Annotated in this window: 20 protein-coding genes and 1 pseudogene; 15 read left to right on the plus strand and 6 right to left on the minus strand. The window is 72.3% G+C overall.

From position 1 onward, the window contains the following. The first annotated feature begins 145 nt into the window (after window positions 1-145). From rpsA to ACIHAR_RS21640, 4 genes are all read left to right on the plus strand, one after another. Window positions 146-1,636, plus strand: a complete 1,491-nt coding sequence (rpsA, locus tag ACIHAR_RS21625; protein ID WP_023551529.1) for a 30S ribosomal protein S1 — start codon at window positions 146-148, stop codon at window positions 1,634-1,636. Between the two features lie 212 nt (window positions 1,637-1,848). Then, window positions 1,849-2,787 carry a PAC2 family protein gene (locus ACIHAR_RS21630; RefSeq protein ID WP_365473445.1) on the plus strand — a complete coding sequence of 313 codons (939 nt, stop codon included), beginning with the start codon at window positions 1,849-1,851 and terminating at the stop codon, window positions 2,785-2,787. A 69-nt stretch (window positions 2,788-2,856) separates the two neighbouring features. Continuing rightward, window positions 2,857-3,486 (plus strand): dephospho-CoA kinase, encoded by a 630-nt coding sequence (gene coaE / locus ACIHAR_RS21635; protein ID WP_400021110.1) that lies wholly within the window; start codon window positions 2,857-2,859, stop codon window positions 3,484-3,486. A gap of 50 nt (window positions 3,487-3,536) precedes the next feature. Continuing rightward, a complete protein-coding gene (locus tag ACIHAR_RS21640; protein WP_365473451.1) occupies window positions 3,537-3,917 on the plus strand; it encodes a tetratricopeptide repeat protein in 381 nt (126 codons plus the stop codon). Window positions 3,918-3,945: 28 nt separating this feature from the next. On the opposite strand, the gene ACIHAR_RS21645 is transcribed toward ACIHAR_RS21640, so the two are convergent. Further along, window positions 3,946-4,212, minus strand: coding sequence for a DUF6343 family protein (locus ACIHAR_RS21645; protein WP_365473454.1), 267 nt, complete (start codon window positions 4,210-4,212; stop codon window positions 3,946-3,948). Window positions 4,213-4,308: 96 nt separating this feature from the next. Between ACIHAR_RS21645 and ACIHAR_RS21650 the strand changes: the two genes are divergently transcribed. From ACIHAR_RS21650 to ACIHAR_RS21660, 3 genes are all read left to right on the plus strand, one after another. Beyond that, window positions 4,309-5,208: an acyltransferase domain-containing protein gene (locus ACIHAR_RS21650; protein WP_400021113.1), complete on the plus strand. Its 900-nt coding sequence runs from the start codon at window positions 4,309-4,311 to the stop codon at window positions 5,206-5,208. A 99-nt stretch (window positions 5,209-5,307) separates the two neighbouring features. Then, window positions 5,308-5,991, plus strand: coding sequence for a methyltransferase domain-containing protein (locus ACIHAR_RS21655; RefSeq protein ID WP_365472468.1), 684 nt, complete (start codon window positions 5,308-5,310; stop codon window positions 5,989-5,991). Between the two features lie 110 nt (window positions 5,992-6,101). Further along, entirely contained in the window at window positions 6,102-6,797 is a 696-nt protein-coding gene (locus tag ACIHAR_RS21660) for a uracil-DNA glycosylase (RefSeq protein ID WP_365472465.1), read from the plus strand. 51 nt (window positions 6,798-6,848) lie between these two features. Here the strand turns inward: ACIHAR_RS21660 and ACIHAR_RS21665 are convergent, their stop codons facing one another. Further along, complete coding sequence (locus tag ACIHAR_RS21665) at window positions 6,849-8,330, minus strand: LamG domain-containing protein (protein ID WP_400021116.1); 1,482 nt, start codon at window positions 8,328-8,330, stop codon at window positions 6,849-6,851. A gap of 343 nt (window positions 8,331-8,673) precedes the next feature. After that, the gene (locus ACIHAR_RS21670) at window positions 8,674-9,384 is read right to left on the minus strand and encodes a hypothetical protein (protein WP_400021118.1); all 711 of its coding nucleotides are present in this window, start codon (window positions 9,382-9,384) and stop codon (window positions 8,674-8,676) included. A gap of 124 nt (window positions 9,385-9,508) precedes the next feature. Between ACIHAR_RS21670 and ACIHAR_RS21675 the strand changes: the two genes are divergently transcribed. From ACIHAR_RS21675 to ACIHAR_RS21695, 5 genes are all read left to right on the plus strand, one after another. Continuing rightward, the gene (locus ACIHAR_RS21675; RefSeq protein ID WP_400021120.1) at window positions 9,509-10,300 is read left to right on the plus strand and encodes a nucleotidyltransferase domain-containing protein; all 792 of its coding nucleotides are present in this window, start codon (window positions 9,509-9,511) and stop codon (window positions 10,298-10,300) included. A gap of 387 nt (window positions 10,301-10,687) precedes the next feature. Next, on the plus strand, window positions 10,688-12,526 hold the full coding sequence (locus ACIHAR_RS21680; protein ID WP_400021315.1) for an FUSC family protein: 1,839 nt from the start codon (window positions 10,688-10,690) through the stop codon (window positions 12,524-12,526). A gap of 279 nt (window positions 12,527-12,805) precedes the next feature. Continuing rightward, window positions 12,806-14,194, plus strand: coding sequence for an amidohydrolase (locus ACIHAR_RS21685; protein ID WP_400021122.1), 1,389 nt, complete (start codon window positions 12,806-12,808; stop codon window positions 14,192-14,194). 122 nt (window positions 14,195-14,316) lie between these two features. Next, the gene (locus ACIHAR_RS21690; RefSeq protein WP_400021124.1) at window positions 14,317-15,006 is read left to right on the plus strand and encodes a DUF899 domain-containing protein; all 690 of its coding nucleotides are present in this window, start codon (window positions 14,317-14,319) and stop codon (window positions 15,004-15,006) included. Window positions 15,007-15,162: 156 nt separating this feature from the next. Next, window positions 15,163-15,339 carry a hypothetical protein gene (locus ACIHAR_RS21695; protein ID WP_199844529.1) on the plus strand — a complete coding sequence of 59 codons (177 nt, stop codon included), beginning with the start codon at window positions 15,163-15,165 and terminating at the stop codon, window positions 15,337-15,339. Between the two features lie 28 nt (window positions 15,340-15,367). Here the strand turns inward: ACIHAR_RS21695 and ACIHAR_RS21700 are convergent, their stop codons facing one another. From ACIHAR_RS21700 to ACIHAR_RS21710, 3 genes and pseudogenes are all read right to left on the minus strand, one after another. After that, window positions 15,368-17,476, minus strand: a complete 2,109-nt coding sequence (locus ACIHAR_RS21700; protein WP_400021126.1) for an ATP-binding cassette domain-containing protein — start codon at window positions 17,474-17,476, stop codon at window positions 15,368-15,370. Window positions 17,477-17,816: 340 nt separating this feature from the next. Then, complete coding sequence (locus tag ACIHAR_RS21705; protein WP_365472444.1) at window positions 17,817-18,257, minus strand: hypothetical protein; 441 nt, start codon at window positions 18,255-18,257, stop codon at window positions 17,817-17,819. Window positions 18,258-18,730: 473 nt separating this feature from the next. Continuing rightward, window positions 18,731-19,456 (minus strand): annotated as a pseudogene (locus tag ACIHAR_RS21710) (ATP-binding protein); the annotation flags it as partial. Window positions 19,457-19,714: 258 nt separating this feature from the next. On the opposite strand from ACIHAR_RS21710, the gene ACIHAR_RS21715 reads away from it, so the two are divergent. The 3 genes from ACIHAR_RS21715 to ACIHAR_RS21725 all read left to right on the plus strand — a co-directional run bounded on the left by ACIHAR_RS21715 (window position 19,715) and on the right by ACIHAR_RS21725 (window position 21,757). Continuing rightward, a complete protein-coding gene (locus ACIHAR_RS21715; protein ID WP_365472442.1) occupies window positions 19,715-20,575 on the plus strand; it encodes a helix-turn-helix transcriptional regulator in 861 nt (286 codons plus the stop codon). Next, window positions 20,576-20,830: a DUF397 domain-containing protein gene (locus ACIHAR_RS21720; protein ID WP_365472439.1), complete on the plus strand. Its 255-nt coding sequence runs from the start codon at window positions 20,576-20,578 to the stop codon at window positions 20,828-20,830. Window positions 20,831-20,944: 114 nt separating this feature from the next. Further along, window positions 20,945-21,757: an SAM-dependent methyltransferase gene (locus ACIHAR_RS21725; protein WP_400021129.1), complete on the plus strand. Its 813-nt coding sequence runs from the start codon at window positions 20,945-20,947 to the stop codon at window positions 21,755-21,757. Window positions 21,758-21,761 lie beyond the last annotated feature (4 nt).

A 21,761-nucleotide genomic window follows, 5' to 3' on the forward strand; every position in this document is an offset into this window, starting at 1 on the left:
TTGTATGTCCCCTCGGTTGTCGAGGCGCTGTCGCCAGTTCGCTGGTGGGGCGCTTCCTTGGCTGTCCGGCTTCTGCAGAGCGAAACGGGCTCCCGGCGTAAGCAGTACCTACGACTTCAATGTCCGTACCGGAGCCCTTTCCCACATGACGAGCAGCACCGAGACCACCGCCACCACCCCGCAGGTAGCGGTCAACGACATCGGTAACGAGGAAGCATTCCTCGCAGCGATCGACGAGACGATCAAGTACTTCAACGACGGCGACATCGTCGACGGCGTCATCGTGAAGGTCGACCGGGACGAGGTCCTGCTCGACATCGGTTACAAGACCGAAGGTGTCATCCCGAGCCGCGAGCTCTCGATCAAGCACGACGTCGACCCGAACGAGGTCGTCGCCGTCGGCGACGAGATCGAGGCCCTGGTCCTCCAGAAGGAGGACAAGGAAGGCCGCCTGATCCTCTCGAAGAAGCGCGCCCAGTACGAGCGTGCCTGGGGCACGATCGAGAAGATCAAGGAAGAGGACGGCATCGTCACCGGTACCGTCATCGAGGTCGTCAAGGGTGGTCTCATCCTCGACATCGGCCTCCGCGGCTTCCTCCCGGCCTCCCTGGTCGAGATGCGCCGCGTCCGCGACCTCCAGCCCTACGTGGGCAAGGAGCTCGAGGCGAAGATCATCGAGCTGGACAAGAACCGCAACAACGTGGTCCTGTCCCGCCGTGCCTGGCTGGAGCAGACCCAGTCCGAGGTCCGCCAGACGTTCCTCACGACCCTGCAGAAGGGTCAGGTCCGCTCCGGTGTGGTCTCCTCGATCGTCAACTTCGGTGCCTTCGTGGACCTGGGTGGCGTCGACGGTCTGGTTCACGTCTCCGAGCTGTCCTGGAAGCACATCGACCACCCCTCCGAGGTCGTCGAGGTCGGCCAGGAGGTCACGGTCGAGGTCCTCGACGTCGACATGGACCGCGAGCGTGTCTCCCTGTCGCTGAAGGCGACCCAGGAAGACCCGTGGCAGCAGTTCGCCCGCACCCACCAGATCGGCCAGGTCGTGCCCGGCAAGGTCACGAAGCTGGTTCCGTTCGGTGCGTTCGTCCGCGTGGACGAGGGCATCGAGGGTCTGGTCCACATCTCCGAGCTGGCCGAGCGCCACGTGGAGATCCCGGAGCAGGTCGTCCAGGTCAACGACGAGATCTTCGTCAAGGTCATCGACATCGACCTCGAGCGCCGTCGCATCAGCCTCTCGCTGAAGCAGGCCAACGAGTCCTTCGGTGCCGACCCGGCCTCGGTCGAGTTCGACCCGACCCTGTACGGCATGGCCGCGTCCTACGACGACCAGGGCAACTACATCTACCCCGAGGGCTTCGACCCGGAGACCAACGACTGGCTGCCGGGTTACGAGAAGCAGCGCGAGGAGTGGGAGCGCCAGTACGCCGAGGCGCAGGCCCGCTTCGAGCAGCACCAGCAGCAGGTCATCAAGTCCCGCGAGGCCGACGCCGCTGCCGCCGCCGAGGGTGGCGAGGCCGCCGCTCCGGCCGCGACCGGCGGTTCGTACTCCTCCGAGGGCGCCGACACCTCCGGCGCGCTGGCCTCGGACGAGGCGCTTGCCGCGCTGCGCGAGAAGCTGGCCGGCGGCCAGAGCTGATCGCTCGCCGCTGAGGCCTAGTGGCTGATTGAGGGGCCGTACCTTTCGAGGTGCGGCCCCTCAGTGCTGCTCCGAGCAGGCCTGCGGTCGGCCGCGGGCCTGCGGGGGCTTGCCGCGCAGTTCCCCGCGCTCCTGAGGGAGTTGCCCTCGCCCGGGAATGTCAGTGCCGCGTGTCACGTTGTGCAGTACGAACACGAGGAGGAGCGGTCACTGTGCTTGATCCGCAGGGTTTGTACGCATGGGAGCCGAAGGGGCTGGCCGTCGTCGACATGGCGCTCGCCCAGGAGTCGGCCGGACTTGTCATGCTCTACCACTTCGACGGATACATCGACGCGGGGGAGACCGGCGACCAGATCGTCGACCGGCTGCTCGACACGCTGCCCCACCAGGTCGTCGCCCGCTTCGACCACGACCGCCTGGTCGACTACCGTGCCCGTCGCCCGCTGCTGACGTTCAAGCGCGACCGGTGGACCGACTACGAGGAGCCCTCCATCGAGGTACGGCTCGTCCAGGACACCACCGGAGCACCCTTCCTGCTGCTGTCGGGACCCGAGCCGGACGTGGAGTGGGAGCGCTTCGCCGCCGCGGTGCGGCAGATCGTGGAACGGCTCGGAGTGCGCCTGTCCGTGAACTTCCACGGCATCCCCATGGGCGTCCCGCACACCCGCCCCGTCGGCCTCACCCCGCACGGCAACCGCACCGACCTCGTCCCGGGCCACCGCAGCCCCTTCGACGAGGCCCAGGTCCCGGGCAGCGCCGAGGCGCTCGTCGAGTACCGCCTCATGGACGCCGGCCACGACGTCCTCGGTGTCGCCGCGCACGTCCCGCACTACATCGCCCGCTCCCCGTACCCGGACGCCGCCCTGACCGTCCTGGAGGCCATCACGGCCGCGACCGGACTGGTCCTGCCCGGCATCGCGCACGTACTGCGCACGGACGCCCACCGGACGCAGACGGAGATCGACCGCCAGATCCAGGAGGGCGACGAGGAGCTCACCGCTCTCGTCCAGGGCCTGGAGCACCAGTACGACGCCGCCGCGGGCGCCGAGACCCGCGGCAACATGCTCGCCGAGCCGGTGGACATCCCGTCGGCGGACGAGATCGGGCGGGAGTTCGAGAAGTTCCTGGCCGAGCGCGAAGGAGAGGGCTGAAGTCTTCCCGGGTGCGTGCCCGGGGGCCCGCCGGGTGCAGTGTCGGCGGCAGGCCCTAAGCTTCCCGTCATGCTGAAGGTGGGCCTGACCGGCGGGATCGGCGCCGGCAAGAGCGAGGTGTCCCGGCTGCTCGTCGAGTGCGGCGCCGTGCTGATCGACGCGGACCGCATCGCGCGCGAGGTCGTAGCGCCCGGCACCCCCGGACTCGCGGCGGTCGTCGACGCCTTCGGCGAGGACGTCCTCGCCGAGGACGGCAGCCTCGACCGTCCCAAGCTGGGCTCCATCGTCTTCGCCGACGCGGAGAAGCTCGCCGTCCTCAACGCGATCGTGCACCCCCTCGTCGGTGCCCGCTCACGCGAACTGGAGACCGCCGCCCCCGAGGACGCCGTCGTCGTCCACGACGTCCCCCTCCTCGCCGAGAACGGGCTGGCGCCCCTCTACGACGTCGTGATCGTCGTCGACGCCCCGCCCGAGACCCAGCTGGACCGGCTCGTGCGGCTGCGCGGCATGACCGAGGAGGACGCACGCGCGCGCATGGCCGCGCAGGCGACCCGTGAGAAACGCCGGGAGATCGCGGACGTCGTGATCGACAACGACGTACCGCTGGCGGACCTGGAACGGCGCGTCAAGGACGTGTGGGACGACCTCGCACGCCGGGCGCGCGCGCCGCGACAGGCCTCCGGACCGTCGCAGGAATAGCGGCCACCGCTCCGGGCGTTGAACGCTTGCAGCCAGGGAAGGATTTTTCCGTGCCCGATACCAGCGGTTCGACCGGACGTACTCCGGAGACGCACGTCATCGACTTCCGTGCCGCGGAGCAGCTGCTCGCCGCACGGGACCCGCGGGGCGCGGTGAAGCTGCTCGACGGCGTCATCGCCGCACACCCCGAGAACACCGCCGCCCGACTGCTGCGCGCCCGCGCCTTCTTCGCCGCCGCGCAACTGCGGCCCGCCGAGCTGGAGTTCGCGATCGTCCTGGAGCGGGAGCCGGACAACGCCTTCGCGCACTTCGCGCTCGCCCGCACCTACGAACGGCAGGGCCGCGGCGACCAGGCCAAGCGACACTTCCGCCTGGCGGCCGCCCTGGACCCCAACCCGCAGTACCTGAAGGCGGCACGCTTCGACTCGTGAGGTCCGCGGCCGCGGGCCGTGGGCGGGCTCACGGACGGCCGTGATCCGGTGGCCGGTACGGCGGAATCTGCCGACCTGGCTGATAGTGCGGCCCCTGCCGGATGTGCCTGAGGATCATCGTCAGGTCGACGGCGACCACCAGCGACAGCACACCGCAGGCCATGGCCCAGCCGAAGCGCCCCGCGAGCGCGAACGCGACCGTCCCGAAGACCGCCCACGCCAGGCCCCACACGCTCAGCCAGAGACGCATCCTCAGCGCACTGCGCGCTGTCACCGGCTCACTGCCCGTACGCATGTCATCACTCCTTCCTGAAACGTACTCCTCGTCCCGGACGTTCTCCAGGCAGCCCCTCCTTCATGGGAGCCGTCGACCGAAGAGGAGTCCCGATTCGTGCTGCCGGACAGTGACGAGCTGGCCGAGATCCTCGTCGACCTCGGAGTACCGCACCAGGACATCGAAGAACCCGTCCGGCTGAGCCGGCGGGTCGTGGGTGACCCGGAGACGCTTCGGTTCGTGGAGCAGGCCGTCGAGCACCTCGTGGAGGGGATGGGGCAGATCCGAGGGACGACCGCCCTGCCGGAGCTCGCGGGCGCCCCGGAGGCGCTCACGCGGTTCCTCCCGCTGTACGTGTACGTCGCCGCGCTGCCCCACGTCCGGGCCCACCACCGTGAGCGGGGCGTTCCGGAGGAGGTCTCGCGACGCACCCTCGCCGACCTCGGCCGCTGCGTCGCCTGGTATCGCCGCTGGCACGGCACCGGGGGCGTGCTGTCCCCGCGATGGCTCTCACTGCACTTCCACGGCGAGCTGTACCAACTGGGCCGGCTGCAGTTCCAACGGGACCGCGCCGGGCGGTGGACGAGCGACTCGGCCGCGGCGGCCGGGCTCACGCTCGGGCCCGACGACCCCGTCCTCGCCCTGCACGTGCCGGACTTCATGGGGCCGCTGTCGTCGGAGGCCTGCGACCGCTCCCTCGCGCGGGCACGGGAGTTCTTCGCCCGCCACTACCCCGAGGAGCCCTACGCCGTGGCCAGCTGCGGTTCCTGGCTGCTCGACCCGCAACTGAGGCGGTACCTGCCGGAGGACTCCAACATCGTCCGCTTCCAGAAGCGGTTCCGTGCCGTTCGAGTGCCCGACGAGCCGGAGGACATGGCCCCCGTGCGCTTCGTCTTCGGCACGGCCGACGTACCCCTGGACCGGCTGCCGCGCCGGACCGTCCTCGAACGCGCCGTCGTGGACCACCTGCGCGACGGCGGCCACTGGTACGTCCCCAGCGGCTGGTTCGCGCTGTAGCCGGCCACCGAACGCACACTCATCACTCGAAAGGGTGAACTGGTGGGTGATGGGAACGCCCGGACGGGACCGAGCCGCTCGACAGGCATGACGCTGGACATGCGCGAGGGATACGAGGGAACGGGCCCCGGTGCCATCACTCCGGACGGCTGCGCGGTCGAACACTACGCCCGCCTGCCCGTGGGCACCGAGCCGGACGTCGTCTCCGCGGCCGTGCCCGCGGGCGCCCACATCCTCGAACTGGGCAGCGGCGTGGGCCGCGTGACCCACGCTCTCCTGGAGCGCGGTTTCACCGTCACGGCGGTCGACGAGTCCCCCGACATGCTCGAACGCGTCCGCGGGGCACGCACGATATGCAGCCCCATCGAGGACCTCGACCTTGGCGAGACCTTCGACGTGGTGATGCTCGCGTCGTTCCTCGTGCACACAGGGGACGTCGAGGTACGGCGGGGCATGCTGCGCACCTGCGCACGGCACGTCGCGAAGGACGGGTACGTCCTGATCCAGCGCGAGGGGGAGGACTACCACACCGACGTGCCCCGCGAGCGCGTCGACCCGAGCGGCTGCACGGTACGGATCCTGTCGGCGGTCCCAGTCGGCGACGGGGTGAACTCGGTCCGGGCCGAGTATGTGTACCCGGACGTGGCGTGGACACAGACGTTCCTCTCACGGCCGCTGACCAAGGAACAGTTCGAGGTGGCGCTGTCCGAGGCCGGACTGCGGGTCGACCGGTACCTGACGGAGGATCGGATCTGGGTGAGGGCGGTGCGGGTGGGGGAGTAGGCAGGGGGAGACGCGGCCATCCCGCTCATGCTGCCGGCCCCGCCGGCTCTCGTCGCGCGTGCACCTCCGCGCGTTCCGGCGCGGAGCCGGTGCGGTCTTACGGTGGATGCATGGACGCCCCTCACGCCCTCACCGCTCTCGACCTGCGAGTCGCGGGCTGCCGGGCCTGTCCCCGGCTGGTGGCCTGGCGTGAGGAGGTGGCCCGGACGAAACGGGCGGCCTTCGCCGACTGGACGTACTGGGGGCGACCGGTGCCCGGTTTCGGTCCTCCCGACGCCCGTCTGCTGATCGTCGGGCTGGCCCCGGCCGCGCACGGCGGCAACCGCACCGGCCGTATGTTCACCGGGGACCGCTCCGGGGACGTGCTGTACCAGGCCTTGTACGACGTCGGACTGGCCTCGCAGCCGACGTCGGTGTCCGCCGACGACGGGCTCGTCCTGCACGGCGTCCGGGTCACCGCGCCCGTGCACTGCGCACCGCCCGCCAACAAGCCCACCCCCGAGGAGCGGGACACCTGCCGGCCCTGGCTCGTCCAAGAGCTGCGGCTGCTGCGGCCGACACTGCGGGCGGTCGTCGTCCTGGGCGCCTTCGGCTGGCAGGCGGCGCTGCCCGCGCTCAGCGCGGCCGGCTGGTCCGTGCCCCGTCCGCGGCCCGCCTTCGCGCACGGGGCCCGGGTGCCGCTGGACGGCCTCGACCTCTTCGGCTGCTTCCACGTCAGTCAGCGCAACACCTTCACCGGGCGGCTCACCCCCGAGATGCTGCGGGAGGTCCTGCGGACGGCGGCGACAGCGGCCGGACTGCCGTGACCGTCCGGTGCCGCCGACGCCTGCCGCTGCGAGGGCTGGGGGATCCGGCGCTCAGACGATCCGGGCCGCGGCGATCGGTCGGTCCGCGACGGAGTGGGCGCTCGTCTTGGCGGTGTTGACGCTCCAGCGGTACCGGGAGAACTCGCCGGTGGCGTTGGAGGCGTAGAACATCATGTGGCCGATGCCGACGCCTTCGAAGTTCTCCTCCTTCACCAGGCTGACCATGCGGGTGTCGGGATACTTGGGGTAGTTGGTCAACGCGTACACGCCGTGCGGTTCGGCCGTGCAGTCGACCACCTCGACGGCGTACTGGGTCTCGCCGGTGAAGTCCGCGACGCCGCTGAAGACGCCCTTGACCTCGCGGACCATGACGATGTGGCCGGTGTTGTCGGCGACCTGGCCGTTGTAGTCGACCGAGATCAGGTCGCCCGGCTGGAGGTCGGTGACCTTGTGGATCTGGCGGAAGCGCGGGCCGGCGGTGCCGTTGGTGAAGGCCTGGCGGTAGTCGGCGGCCTCGGGGATGCGGTCCTGGAAGTACTGGGTGAAGTAGGCGTCGTCGGCCCAGCCGTAGGTGTGCTTCAGCACCCAGGTGATGAAGGAGGAGCAGCGGGCCCGGGCGGTCCAGCTCGTCAGGTCGTCGGGCGTGCCCCAGGTGACGGTCGACGGGGAACCGATCAGGTAGACGTTGTTGAGGCGGGCGGTGCGGCCGCTGATCAGGGAGACCTCGTCGGCGCCGAGGGCGCGGCCGTAGGCGCGGACGTCGTCGATGGCGCCCTTGAAGCGGTTCACGTACGCGCCGTCCCAGCGGCCCCGGCCGATGTTGAAGCCCTGGGTCGCGGCCCAGGACAGGGTCGCGTCGGCGCTGCCCTCCAGTACGCCGTTGACGTAGAGGTGGATGCGGCTGCCGTCCCAGACGCCGGTCAGGTGGGTCCAGCGGCCCAGCTCGGGGGTGGTGGTGCCGGCCAGGGCGGAGATCTTGACGCTCTGGTCCTCGCTGCGGACCTTGAACGCCCAGGCGTGGGCCGTGTCGTCGTACTGGAGGAGGAAGCGGCTGCAACTGGCGCCGTCCTGACTGACTGCCGTGTACATGTTCGTGAGGTCGGCCGGGCTGGTGGCGTCGTTCGACAGACAGACCCAGGCGGAGACGGTGAAGGGGGCCGTGGTGTCCAGTGCGGACGTGGTGGCGGCGTAGGCGTTGGAGGTGCCGTCGAAGCTGAGTTCGCCGCCGGCTCGCAGGGTCGTCCAGCTCGTGCCGGAGCCGGGGGTGACGGCGCGGCCGCGCCCGGAGCGGTCGGTGCCGGAGCCGTCCAGCGGCCAGTGTCCGGCCAGGCCGTCGGTGAGGTAGCCGGCCGCCAGCAGCCGCTGGTACTGGACCATCCGTTCGGCTTCCGCGAGGTGCGGTGCGCCGACCGGGGTGAACGGGGTGTCCAGCGGGGCGTCGGCCGCGGCGCTCCCCGCACCGCCCAGCACAGCGGTCATCGCGCCCGCCCCCACGAGTGCCGCACCACTCAACAGCCCACGTCTGCTGACCATGTTGGTTCTCTCCGTCCCCATGTTCACGCCTGTCTCCGTTCGGACGTGTGTCCGAAGGGTCGGCAGAGTCTAGGCGGAAGAGTGGTCCGAACGCTCCCCGAACAGGTGGCGCACGGTGGAGCGGCCGGCCCGCTGGAGGTGTTCGGTGAGGCCGTCACCGACCCGGCGGAGCTCGTCGCCAGGGTCGGCAACACCACGGTGCCCGTCCTGGCCGCGCCGACCTTCGCCTGCGCTGATGGGCATGGCATGGGGCTGCGGACCGGCCGAGCCGGATGCTTCGCCGAGCCGCTACCGAGAGGACGGGGCTGGAGGCTCCGACGGGCTGAACTCCACCCCGGGCGGGTCAGGCATGCGGGGGTCCGCACTGCCGTTGCCGCAGCTGCCGTTCGCACTCCTGCGCAAGGTCGGGGTGCGCCTCGGCGATGGCCGTGTAGATCCTGCGCCGCAGCAACTCCTCCGCGGCCGTCCGGCCGGGGCCCCTGCCCGCCGCGTTCAGGAGGTCGTCGTACCGGGCCAGCCGATGGCACAGGTAGTCGACCTTCCACCGCCGGAGCGTGTCGGGATCGGGGTCGGCGACCACCGCGCGAGCGTCCTCCCGCCCGTGCGCCCGCCCCTCCTTCCCGCGCCGACGGTGCTCGACCGCCAAGGCCGCCAGCTGCTCCGGCGCATGCCTGGGGACGGCGACGGGCTCCGCCGCGATGCGCGCCAGCACCTCCCGCCGCCTGCGCCGGTCGGCCGCCTTCTCGGCATGGGACCGACGCGCGGCAGCCGCCGCCACCGCACGGAACCCCTCACTCCGCTCGACGGCCTCGACCCGCTCGACCCGATAGAGGCGGGTCGGCGGGGCCGAGCGCACATGCGGATTGACCCCGAGCAGGTCCGGTTCGCCGAGCAGTTCCCGCACCATTGCGCCCGTCCAGCCCCGGGAGCGCAGACCGGCCGCGGAAAGGTGCGTCCGGGACGGCCGCGCGTCGGCACCACCCTCCCGGACCCGCTGCGCACCCAGGCCGTCGGCCGGCTCCCGACCCTCGTGGTCCTGCTCAGGCGTCGTCATCACGACCTCCCCCGTCGTTACACTGCGTGACGGCTTCCTTGATAACGCGCACCACTGACAGTGACCCCGAGCCCGCTGCGTAATCGCGTGGAGGGGACGGCACGCCGATCCGTACGCTGCGCGCATGCCCGCCCTCAGCGACGCCGACTTCCTCGCCGCCACCGCCGACCGCCTGGCCGCCCTCCCCACCGTCCGGGCCGTTGCCCTCGGCGGCTCCCGGGCCCAGGGCACGCACGAGCCCGCCAGCGACTGGGACCTCGCCGTCTACTACCGCGGCCCCTTCGACCCGGCCGACCTGCGCGCCGTCGGCTGGGAAGGCGAGGTCTCCGAGGTCGGCGGCTGGGGCGGCGGCGTCTTCAACGGCGGCGCCTGGCTGACGATCGACGGCCGGCGCGTCGACGTCCACTACCGGGACCTCGACGTCGTCGAACACGAGCGGGCCGAGGCACAGCAGGGGCGCTTCCGGGTGGAGCCGCTGATGTTCCACCTCGCCGGGATCCCCAGTTACCTGGTCGTCGCCGAGCTGTCGATCAACCGCGTGTTGCGGGGCGGGCTGCCACGACCGGCCGGCTATCCGGACGAGCTGCGCCGCACGGCGTGCGAACGCTGGTACGGCACCGCGCGCGCCACCCTCGCCTACGCGGCAGCCCACCACGCGCCCCGCGACCGGCGCACCGAAGCCGCCGGCGCGCTGGCCGTCGCCGCCGCGCAGACCGGTCACGCCGTGCTGGCCGCGCGCGGGGAGTGGGTGATCAACGAGAAGCGCCTCCTGGAACGGGCGGGTCTGAGGGGCGTCGACTACCTCCTCGCGGAACTGGGCAACGGAAGCGTCACCGAGGCTCTCGAACAGGCCCGCGCTCTCTTCGAGGAGACGGTGGAGGCGGCGAAGGCGGCGCGTTCGGCGGAGGGCGTGTAGGCGCGCGTCCGGAACGCGTCCTCCTCGGGGAGACGGCGGCGGCGGCCAAGGCGGCGCGCACGGCGGAGGGCGCGTAGGCGCGCGTCCGGAGAGGGCGCACGCTGCCCCTCAGCCCGGCGAGCGCCCTTCCGGGCCGTTCGAGGGCTTGCCTTCCCTCTCGAGGGATTGCGTTCATAAAGAACTCGGAATTCCGGCGAAGTGTCACCGCGCTGAAACGCATCCGTCCCCACCTCTCCAAGATCCGCCCGTACCGTGGAGACACAGCCCCAGCACCACCGCACGCCCCCACAGCCCCGGCCACCGTCGCCCGAAGGCACACCCCGCCCTCGTCACGACAGGAGCTCCGTGTCCCCGCGCCCGCACGTTCCCGCTCGCGCATTCACCCCTCTGCCGCCCTGGCTCGCCCACGCCCTGCGGACGCAGCGCGGGCCCGTTCCGTGGAGTGCGGTCGTGCGCGGGGCGCTGGCCGCCGGACCACTGCTGCTCGTGGCCGTGCTCGCCGACCGCACCTCCCTGGGAGTCGTCGCCGCGATCGCCGCCATGCTCGCCGGGATCAACGACCGGCCCGGCAGCCGACGCGCCGCCGTCAGGCGGCTCGGCGCGCCCGCGCTCGCCGGGGCGGGCGGCCTGCTCGCCGGCACGTACGCCGGGGACGGGCTGGGAGCCGTGGCGCTGACCCTCGTGCTCACCGGGCTCGGACTCCTCGCCGGCGGCATGAGCGCCATCGGGCCCGTCGCCTCGGGCGCCGGCACGCAGCTGCTGGTCGCCGCCGCGGTCGGAGCCGGGATGCCCCTCCCCGAGAGCGGCGGGGCGCGCGCCCTCGCCTTCCTCGCCGGTGCCTGCTGGCTGCTCGTGCTGCGCCTCGCCCTGCCCACGCCCGGCGCACTGACCGGAGACTTCCGCTTCGACGGGGAACGGGCCGCCGTCGCCGACGTGTACCAGGCCGTCGCCGACCTGCTCGACGCCGCCGGCACCGAGCAGGCCACCGCCCGCCGAGCAGCCCTCACCGCCGCCCTCGACCACGCGCAGGACGCCCTCGCCGGCCCCCGCCTGCGCCGGTACGCCAGCTCCGCGACCGAGCGCCGGCTGCACGCCCAGTACGCCGCCGCGCTGCCCCTCGCCGAGGCTGCGACCGCACTCGCCTGGGCCGGCGAGCCCGTCTCCGGGCGCGTCTCCGAAGGGCCCCGGCGCCTCGCCGCGGCCGTACGGGAGAACGCGTCCACCGGGCCGCTGCCCGCGCCCTCCCGATCGGCGCCCGCGCTGCGCGCCCTCGACGACGCCCTGCTGCAGGCCGCCGACGCCTTCGACCAAGGCGGCGGGGGCGACCTGCACACCCGGCGGCGGAGCCCCGGTGACGTGCTGCGGACGGCCCTCGGCGTCGGCGGGCGCGAGTACGGGATGCGGGTCGCCCTGTGCTTCGGGGCCAGCGCCGCCATCGCACAGGCCCTGCACCACTCCCACTGGTACGGGCAGCACACGCACTGGTACTGGCTGCCCGCCACCGCCGTCTTCCTGGTCAAGCCCGACCTCGGGCCCCTGGTGTCACGGGTGCTGTGCCGGGCCGCGGGCACCGTGCTCGGCGCGCTCGTCTTCGCCGGTTTCGCCGCCGTACTGCCCCGGCCGGAAGGTCTCGTGGCGCTGGTCGCCGTGTGCGGGGCGCTCATCCCCGTCTCCACACGGCACTTCGCCGCCCAGACCACCGTCGTCACCGTCCTGGTCCTGGCCCTGGTGATGGTCGGCGGGGAGCCGCAGGCCTCCGTCAGCCGGATCGGGGAGACCCTGCTGGCCTGCGCGCTCGTGCTGATCGTCGGGCACCTGCCGATGCCGGGGGAGCGCGGCGGGCACGTACGCGCCCGGCTCGCCGCCGCGGCCACCGCCGCGCACGCCTACCTCCTCCACGTCCTCGACGGCTCCGACGACCGCGCCGCCCGCTGGACGCTGCGCCGCGAGGCCTACCGCACCCTCGCCGAGGCCCGCACCGCCATCTCCCTGGCCGCCGCCGAACTACCCGCCCTCGCCCGGCACACCGAGGGCACGGACGAGGTCGCCGCCCTCCTCGAACGCCTCGTCGACACGACGACCGCCTGCGCCGTCCACCTCGACGACACGGGACGACTCGACTCCCGGCACAGCGACCTCCTCAGGGAACTCCTCGGTGAGTTGGCCGTCCAGGGGGAACGGGTGGGGGTGCAGACGGAGATCCCGGGGCGGGCTGCGGCCGTCTAGGCGGGACAGTCGGCCGGGCAGCGTCCCAGCGTTCGGCGGTCACCGGCCGTCGGCGTTCGCGTCGGGGGCGGTTGCAGGTCGCCCGGCGACCGGCCGCCTCGCCGCTCGGCCACGCCGCTGCCACGCCGCCCGGCGACCGGGCCGCCTGTTCGGCTGCCGCCTCGGAGAGGCGCCCCGGTGAGCGGGCCGCACCCGCCCGCGCCGGGTCCGTCGACGGGTTCGGGACACGATGCGCGCCACGGCTCACGCAGGTCTGCCCCGGCGTCGTACGGTGACGTGATGACGCCCTCGCGGACGCCCTCCCCGCCCCCACCCGACACCGCCGACCTCCTCATCACCGGCTGCGCCGTCCTCGTGCACGACGTTCAGGGCGAGGACGAGCGCGTCGGGTTCCTGCAGGACGCCGCCGTCGTCGTGCGCGACGGACGCGTCGACGCCGTCACCCCTGCCGCCGAGGCGGCCGGAATCCCGGCGGTCGAACGGATCGAGGCCGGCGGCCAGATCGCGATGCCGGGACTGGTCAACTGCCACACGCACGCGCCGATGGTCGCCCTGCGAGGCCTCGCGGAGGATCTGCCCACCGAGGAGTGGTTCAACGACGTCGTCTGGCCCGTCGAGTCCAACCTCACCGACAAGGACGTCGAACTCGGCGCGCGGCTCGCCTGCGCCGAGATGATCCGCGGCGGCGTGACCTGCTTCGCCGACCACTACTTCGCCATGGACGCGGTCGCCGCCGTCGTGGCCGAGTGCGGGATCCGGGCCCATCTGGGTCAGGCCTACTTCTCCTCCCAGGGCGAGCGCGGGCGCGAGGAGTCCCTGGAGTTCGCGCTCCGCCACCGCGGCGGCGCCGACGGCCGCATCACCACCGCCCTCGCCCCGCACGCCCCGTACACCGTGACCGACGCCGACCTCGCCGCCACGGCCGACCTCGCCCGCGCCCACGGCCTCCCCGTCCACCTGCACGCCTCCGAGAACCGCGACCAGGCCGACACCAGCCTCGCCCGCCACGGCGTCACCCCCGTCCAGGTCCTGGAACGCACCGGGATCCTCGACACCGACGTCCTGATCGCCCACGGCACCGGCATCCTGGAACGCGACCTGCCCGTCCTCGCACGCGCGCGTGGCCGTACGGCCGTGGCGAGCGCCCCCCGCGGCTACCTCAAGTTCGCCTGGCCCACCACCACCCCGATCCGGGCCCTGCGCGAGATCGGGGTCCCCGTCGGACTCGCCACGGACGGCGCGGCCTCCAACAACTCCCTCGACGTCTGGGAGTCGATGGCCCTCACCTCCCTGATCCAGAAGTCCACCGAGGGCGACCCCCGCTGGCTGACCTCCCGTCAGGCGCTGCACCACGCCACCACGCAGAGCGCGCGAGCCCTCGGACTGGGGGACAGGATCGGCAGCATCGCCCCTGGCCGGCGCGCCGACATCATCCTCGTCGACCTCACCGGCCCGCACACCCAGCCCGTGCACGACCTCGCCGCGACCCTCGTCCACAGCGCCCGCTCCTCCGACGTACGCACCACGATCGTCGACGGCCGGGTCCTCATGCGCGACCGTGAGCTGCTCACCCTCGACGTACCCGGGGTCGTGCGGGAACTGGGGCAGCGCATGCCCGCGCTCCTGGACCGCAGCCACGGCCGGCGCATCCAGCAGTACGACACCTGAGGAGGGGCAGGGAGGCCAGCCGGCAGGGAGGAAAGGGGTGGGGAGAAAAGTCCCGCGGCGGCGATGAGTTCCGCTCCCGGCATCGGTCACCACCACGAACGGACCGCTGCACTGGAGGGCCCATGTCGCTTCCGGAGGTCGTCTCGCGCGCGGAGTGGCGTGCCGCGCGTGAGGAACTGCTGGTCAGGGAGAAGGCGGTGACCCGCGCGCGGGACGCGCTCAACGCCGAACGGCGCGGCCTGCCCATGGTCGAGATCGGTGAGGAGTACGTCTTCGAGGGCGGCGACGGCAAGGCGACCCGGGCGGACCTCTTCGAGGAGCGCCACCAACTCGTGGTTCACCACTTCATGTTCGCCCCGGAGTGGAACGCGGGCTGCCGCAGCTGTTCCGCCTTCCTCGACCAGGTCGGCCACCTCGCACACCTGAAGGCGCGCGACACCTCGTTCGCCGTCGTCTCCCGGGCGCCGTTCACCCGGATCCTGCCGTTCAAGGCCCGGATGGGCTGGACGGCCCCCTGGTACTCCTCGTACGGCAGTGATTTCAACCGCGACTTCGAAGTAACCCTGGAGCGGGAGGGAGAGCTGGTCGAGCGGCCCGGGGTCAGCTGCTTCCTGCGCGAGGGCGACCGGGTGTTCCACACCTACTCGACCTACGAGCGCGGGCTCGACGGACTCGGCTCGACCACCGGTTTCCTGGACCTCACGGCCCTCGGGCGGCAGGAGGCGTGGGAGGAACCGAAGGGACGGGCGTCGTGCTTCGGGGCGCCTGCGGGCAGTGAGCCCGTCCGCTATCACGATGAGTACGAGTTCTGACGCGGGCCGTAGCCATTGTGTTCGCAAGGTGATCGAATTCTCACCCTCTGCGCTGACCGAGTGTCAACTACGTCTCAGTACCGTCACCGGGCGAGGCGATCCGTGCCCCGGGAGCGTTAACTCCTCACAAGTACGACGCTTTCTGGGAGGTGCGAGATGGTGAACGGGCGAACGGTGCTCGAGCGCTTTCCCGCAGGCGGGCCGCGCGGGTCGTGGCCGGCGGAGGAGTTCGCGCACGCGCGACGCATGGAGGGGCTGGCCGCCGAGGTGGTCATGGACCTCGCGACCGACACGTTCCTGGTGATCGTCCGCGGCGGCGACGCCACGGACTGACGCGTCGGCGCGCCGGACACCCTTCCGGTCAGCCCGCCTTCGACGCGGGCGCATGGGCCGTCACCTCGGCCGTCGGGCTGGCCGTCACCTCCGCAGTCGACGGGACCGTCACTTCGGCAGTCGGCGTGGCCGTCACCTCGGCGGTCGGCGTGGCCGTCACCTCGGCGGTCGGCGTGTCCGTCACCTCGACCGTCGGCGTGGCCGCCCGCGGGCTCGTGAACTGCTCCGCCTGGAGCGCGTACAGCTCCGCGTAGACGCCGCCGCCCGCCAGCAGCTCGTCCGGGCTTCCGGACTCCACCAGCCGGCCCTGGTCCAGGACGTGCACGAGGTCGGCGTGGCGGACCGACGCCAGCCGGTGCGTGATCAGGACGACCGTCTGGCCGCCGTCGGCCAGCGCGCGGATCTTCTCGAACACCTCCAGCTCGGCCCGGGCGTCCAGGGCCGCCGTCGGCTCGTCCACGATCAGGATGCGACCGCGCCGGTACGCCGCCCGCGCGATGCCCAGCCGCTGCCACTGCCCGCCCGACAACTCGTGTCCACCGCTGAAGTGCCGGGCCAGCAGCGTGTCCAGACCGCGGGGCAGGTCCGCGACCACCTCCTCGGCGCCCGCCTCCCCGATCGCGTCCGCCAGCCGCTCCTCGGTCAGCGGCGTGGACGAGCGGCCGACGGCGACGTTGACCCGGGCGGTGAACGGCCACCGCTTGAAGTCCTGCGCCACCATCGCGATCCGTTCGGCCAGCTGGCGCCGGTCGGCGTCCGCCGCGTCGACGTCGTCCCACAGGATTCGCCCCCGGTCCGGCGTGTAGAGCCCCGCCAGCAGCTTCACCAGGGTCGTCTTGCCGGAGCCGTTCTCGCCGACGAGCGCGATGATCCGGCCGAGGGGGAGGGTGAGACTGACGTCGGCGAGCGCCGGGCGGGCCGACTCACCCGGGTAGCCGAAGGTGACGTTCTCGAAGCGGATCTCCCGGGGGTCCTCGGGCAGGGCCGTGCCGCCCTCCGGGATCGCCCGTTCGGCCGCCTCGGCGTAGAGGCGTTGCAGGTCGCCCACGAACAGGGCTTCCTCGTGGAGCTGGTTGATCTCCAGAACGAGGGTGTTCAGGCTCGCGGAGCCGCTGCGGATCGCGATCACGGCCGTGCCCGCCACCGCGAGCGCCATCGTCCCGGTGATCAGCAGACCGCCGAGCGTGGCGTACGTCGCCACCGTCGCCAGGCCCGTCCAGGCCGCCGCGAACAGGCCGGTGCGGGCGGCGAGCCGGGCCAGCCGGGCCTGCTCCGCCTCCGCGGTCTCCGACATGGAGCGGAAGTGGCGCAGCAGGAAGGGGCCGACCCCGTGGACGCGGATCTCGGGCGCGGCCGCCGGTTCGGTGAGCAGGCCGGCGAGGAGGTGGCCCGCGCGCGCGTGCTGCACCCAGGTGTGGAAGGACTCGTAGCGGCGCCGGGCGTTCGTCAGGGCGCTCCAGGCGCTGGGGAGGGTCATCGTCACCAGCAGGGGCAGCAGGAGCGGATGCAGGACGGTCAGGACGCCCGCCGCCGCGGCCAGCGAGATGATCGCGTTGATCACCCGCGTGCCGTACATGATCATCCGGCCCGCCGACCGTGCGCCGTACTGAGCGGTGTCCAGCAGCTTGTGGAAGGCGTGGTCCTCGATCGCGGCCAGCTCCACGGCGGCCGCCCGTTCCAGGTACAGCTCGGTCGCCACCCGCTCCACCTTGGGCTCCAGCCGCCCGGTGGCGTACGTCGACGCCGCCCGCAGCACCGCCCCGACGAGGAGGGCGACGGCCATGGCGGCCAGCGCGGGCGCCGCGCCGCGCAGCCGGTCCTCGATCGAACCCTCGCCGACGAGCCGGCCCAGGATGGTGTTCACGGCGAGGAGACTCACCGCCTGCACCACGCCCCGGCCCACCTCCGCGGCCAGCACGACCCCCGCGGCCCGGGGGTCGGCCTGCCGGGCCAGGCGGAGGCTGACGGCGAGCAGGGAGGGCAGCCGGGCCAGCATGGCGCGGAAGTTCAGCTCCAGGAAGGCGTCCCGGTGCTGGTTCCAGCCCATGTCGTAGCGGAGCGGGCCCCCGAAGAGCAGCCGCTCCGACTCGGACACCTCACGTTCGTCAGGTCGCTGCTGTTTCGGCACCTTCCGCATCGTCGCCCTCCCCCGATCGTGGACAAGTGGCCACTATCGCGGCAGGGGCGACGGGAAGGCAGGGCGCAAGGCGGGGCGGCCGGTGCGCGGGGGCGTGCGCCCGGGGGCGTCGCCGGAGGGAGCGGGGCGGGGCGCGTGGTGGGTGAGGGGCGACCGGCCGGCCCGCGAGCGGCAGACGCGGCCGCACCACTGTGCGCGGTGCGGCGCTGTGGCGCGGCGCGCCCCACCGCGCCGTTTCGCGGGGTGCCCCCGCGCGGGGTGTGGCCTACGGCGCCGTTTCGCGGGGTGCCCCGTGCGAGGTGTGGCCTACGCGCGGGTGTGTCGTGCGCGCGGGTGTGTCCTACGCGCTGATCGGACGCGACCAGGCCGGAACCGTTCCCGTGAGGCGGCACACCGTCAGGTAGAGGGGGATAGGCGGGGTGTAGGGCAGCGTGCCGTCCGGCCGGTGGATGAGGTCGGGGGCGTGCGGGGAGTCCGGGACGAGCGCGCCCGTGGCGTAGTGCGCGGGGGCGGGCCACTCCAGGGCGTAGTCGGAGTCCGAGGGGACGAGCCACCACCAGTGCGCCTCGTCGGCGTAGACACAGCCCACGCGCGGCAGACGGGGCATGACCAGCTCGCCGAGGGCTGCCGGAAGGGCGACGGCGTCGCAGCCCAGCGGGGCGGTCATGCCCTCGGGCACGGCGAGGCGGCGGGGCGCCGTGGCGCTGCGGCCCCGGTCGCGCCGGAGGCGTACGAGGGTGTCGAGGCTGAGCACCGGCGACCGGCCGGGCACGGCGCTCACGCGGGGTCCCGGTCCAGGTTCCGTCCGGTCCCGGAGCGCGGGCGCCAGGAAGGCGTCTTGGGGGCGGTGTCGAGAGCGTGGTCGGTCGACCACGGGAAGGCGTCGACCGGGCCGGCCGCGGGGGTGCCGGTCGCGCGGCTGCGGGTCTCTTGGCCGTGATGCCGCTGCGGGGGCACGTTGGGAAGCTGCGGGAGCACGTGGGGCGGCTGCGGGGGCACGTGCGGCATCTGCGTGGCCAGATGGGGCAGCTGTGTGGTCAGCTGCGGCAGCTGGGGAGCCACGTGCGGCAGCTGGGGAGCCACGTGCGGCAGCTGTGGGGCCACATGGGGAAGCGGTTCGCCGGCCGCGGGGCCGCGGTGTGCTCGGGGTGCGGGGGCGGGTATCCGTCCCTCCGCGGCCGTGCTCCGATGCCCCTGCTCGGCGTGCTCCTGCTCGGCGTGGTCCCCGTGATCGCCGTGGTCGGCGTGCTCCGTGGCGTCGTCCTCGTCGCCCGAACCGTCGGCCGGGCCGGGCTTCGGGCGGGCGCCCCACCCGAGGTCGTTACGGGGGACGCCCGGACCGACACGGGTTTCCGGGACGCCGTCCTCGGACACGGCGTCGGCGTGGCATCCCGTGAGGGCGTCCAGCACCTCGGCGTGGTCGCCGGGACCGGCCTCCGCACGCACGCCGTGGTCACCTCCGCGAGCCAGGTCGGCCCAGACCAGCAGCCCGGGGCCGTTCTCCTGGGCGCCCCACGCCTGGCACAGGGCGTCGACGAGGAACAGTCCCCTCCCGTGCTCCTCCTCGGGCCGCTGCGGGGACGGGTGCGGCTCACCGGGAGCGCAGCCCTCGTCGCGCACGGCTATGCGCACGAGGTCGCCGCCGTCGTACAGCTCGCAGACGACGGTGCCGCTCGCGGTGTGCACGATGGCGTTGGTGACCAGCTCGGATATGACGAGATCGGCCGTGTCGCAGGTGTCCTCGCACACCGACCAGCCGGTCAGTCGAGCCCGTGTCAGACGTCTTGCCTGCGCGGGGGAGCCCGGATGGGCGGCCAGCTCGAAACGGAATCGGCGCTCGGCAGCGGCCTGGTCGGGGCCTGCTCCCTCCCCCACTCTCGAACCCGCTCGGGCGGGAGGAGCGCCATCGGCGCCGAGACCCTGGGGGCGGCCTGCGGCGGCGTCTGTTCCTAAGGGCGCGGACGGAATCACGCTTGCCACTATCGCCCCGCCGTGAACACTTGGCAAGTGTCACTCTGAAAAATGCAGAGTGCTGTGTGACGCGGTGGACCGCCGTGGCACACTGCTCGCAACAGCACGTTGAACGGCGCCAGTTGGGATCACTGGAGATCAGTACTCACTCGTACAGATCTTCGATTCGGTCTTCGAGTGGCGCCGTAGGGCTGTCAGCATTCTTTTCGTGACCGGCCGACCGGTCTCAACAGGCCGCCCGAACCGGGCTCTTCGTGGAGGTGGAGCGTGAGCGAACCGCGGTCCGCGCCGACGGTGGGACAGGTCGTCCTCGGCCGGCGCCTGCTGGACCTGCGGGAACGCGCGGGGCTCAAGCGCGAGGAGGCCGCCCGCATCCTCCGCGTCGCACCCGCCACGGTCCGCCGTATGGAGATGGCCGAGGTCGCCCTCAAGATCCCGTACCTCCAGCTGCTGCTGAAGGCGTACGGCGTGAGCGACGAAGAGGCCGACGGCTTCGTCCTGTTGGCCGAGGAGGCCAACAAGCCGGGCTGGTGGCAGCGCTTCCACGACGTCCTGCCCGGCTGGTTCTCGATGCACGTCAGCCTCGAGGGCGCGGCCGCCCTGATCCGCCAGTACGAGCCGCACTTCGTCCCCGGGCTGCTCCAGACCGAGGACTACGCCCGCGGCGTCCTGAGATCCGGCGCCATCGGCCAGACCCGGCCCGAGGACATCGAGCGCCTCGTCGACCTGCGCATGCAACGCCAGGAACTGCTCACTCGTCAGGACGCCCCCCGGCTGTGGGTCGTCATGGACGAAACCGTGCTGCGCCGCCCGGTCGGCGGCCCGGAGGTGATGCGCGCGCAGATCGACAAACTGCTCGAGGCCACGAAGCTGCCCAACGTGACGCTGCAGGTCGCCCCGTTCTCCGCAGGGCCGCACCCCGGTACGTACGGGCCCTTCGTGCTGTTCCGATTCGCCATGACGGAGCTTCCGGACATGGTCTACAGCGAGTACCTGACCGGCGCGGTCTACCTCGACGCGCGCACCGAGGTGGCGACCCACCTCGAGGTCATGGACCGCATGGCGGCGCAGGCCGCTACAGCACATCGCACCAAGGAGATCCTCCGGGATCTCCGCAAGGAGTTGTGAATGGATCGCATCAAGCCGCGCAAACGGGTCTACAACGGCATGCCCGCGCGGGACTTGGGCAGCGAAGGCTGGCACAAGCCGTGGAGCGGCGGCAACGGCGGGAACTGCCTGGAGGCCATGAAGCTCGCCGACGGCCGGATCGCCGTACGTCAGTCCACCGACCCGGACGGTCCGGCCCTGATCTACACCACCGACGAGATGACGGCCTTCATCGAGGGCGCGAAGGCGGGGGTGGCCGACTTCCTGCTGTCCTGAGGCGCATGCCCCTGTCCTGATTCAGCTTCTGTGCAATGGCTCTGCATTGACTACGCCCTTGACTACTTCCTTGACTACTTCATCGACCACCCACCGCGTCTTACGGAGCGCCTCATGACCGGGCAGGACCCCACCACTGCCGTCGAGATCGACACCAGCAAGCCCCACCCGGCCCGGATGTACGACTGGTACCTCGGCGGCAAGGACAACTACCCCGTGGACGAGGAGATGGGCCGGCAGATGCTGGCCCTCGACCCCCGTGTCCCGGTCATGGCCAGGGTCAACCGCGCCTTCATGCACCGGGCCACCCGCTGGCTCGCCAAGAACGGCGTACGGCAGTTCCTGGACATCGGCACGGGCATCCCGACCGAGCCCAACCTCCACCAGGTCGCCCAGCAGATCGCGCCCGACGCGCGCGTGGTCTACTGCGACAACGACCCGATCGTGCTGGCCCACGCGGCCGCCCTGCTGCGCAGCACGCCCGAAGGCGTCACGGAGTACCTGCAGGCGGACGTCCGCGATCCGGCGGCCATCGTCGAGGGCGCCAGGAAGATCCTGGACTTCGACCGGCCCATCGCCCTGTCGCTGGTCGCCCTGCTGCACTTCATCTCCGACGAGGACGGCGCGCACGAGCTGGTGGACCGCCTGCTCGCCGAACTCCCCTCCGGTAGCTACCTGATGATGACGCACGCCACCGCCGACTTCACCCCGGAGGAGTCCGCGGCGGCCACGGCCAAGCTGAAGGCGGCCGGTGTCACGCTGGCACTGCGCTCCCGCGAGGAGTTCACCCGCTTCTTCGACGGCCTCGACCTGGTGGACCCCGGAGTCGCGATCGTCCCCGACTGGCACCCGGAGCTGGGGGAACAGGTGCCGGGACAGGACGACGGCGTGATTCCGGGATATGGGGCGGTGGGACGAATGGGCTGACGCT

The sequence above is a fragment of the Streptomyces sp. NPDC052016 genome (genome assembly GCF_044548445.1).
Taxonomy (GTDB): domain Bacteria; phylum Actinomycetota; class Actinomycetes; order Streptomycetales; family Streptomycetaceae; genus Streptomyces.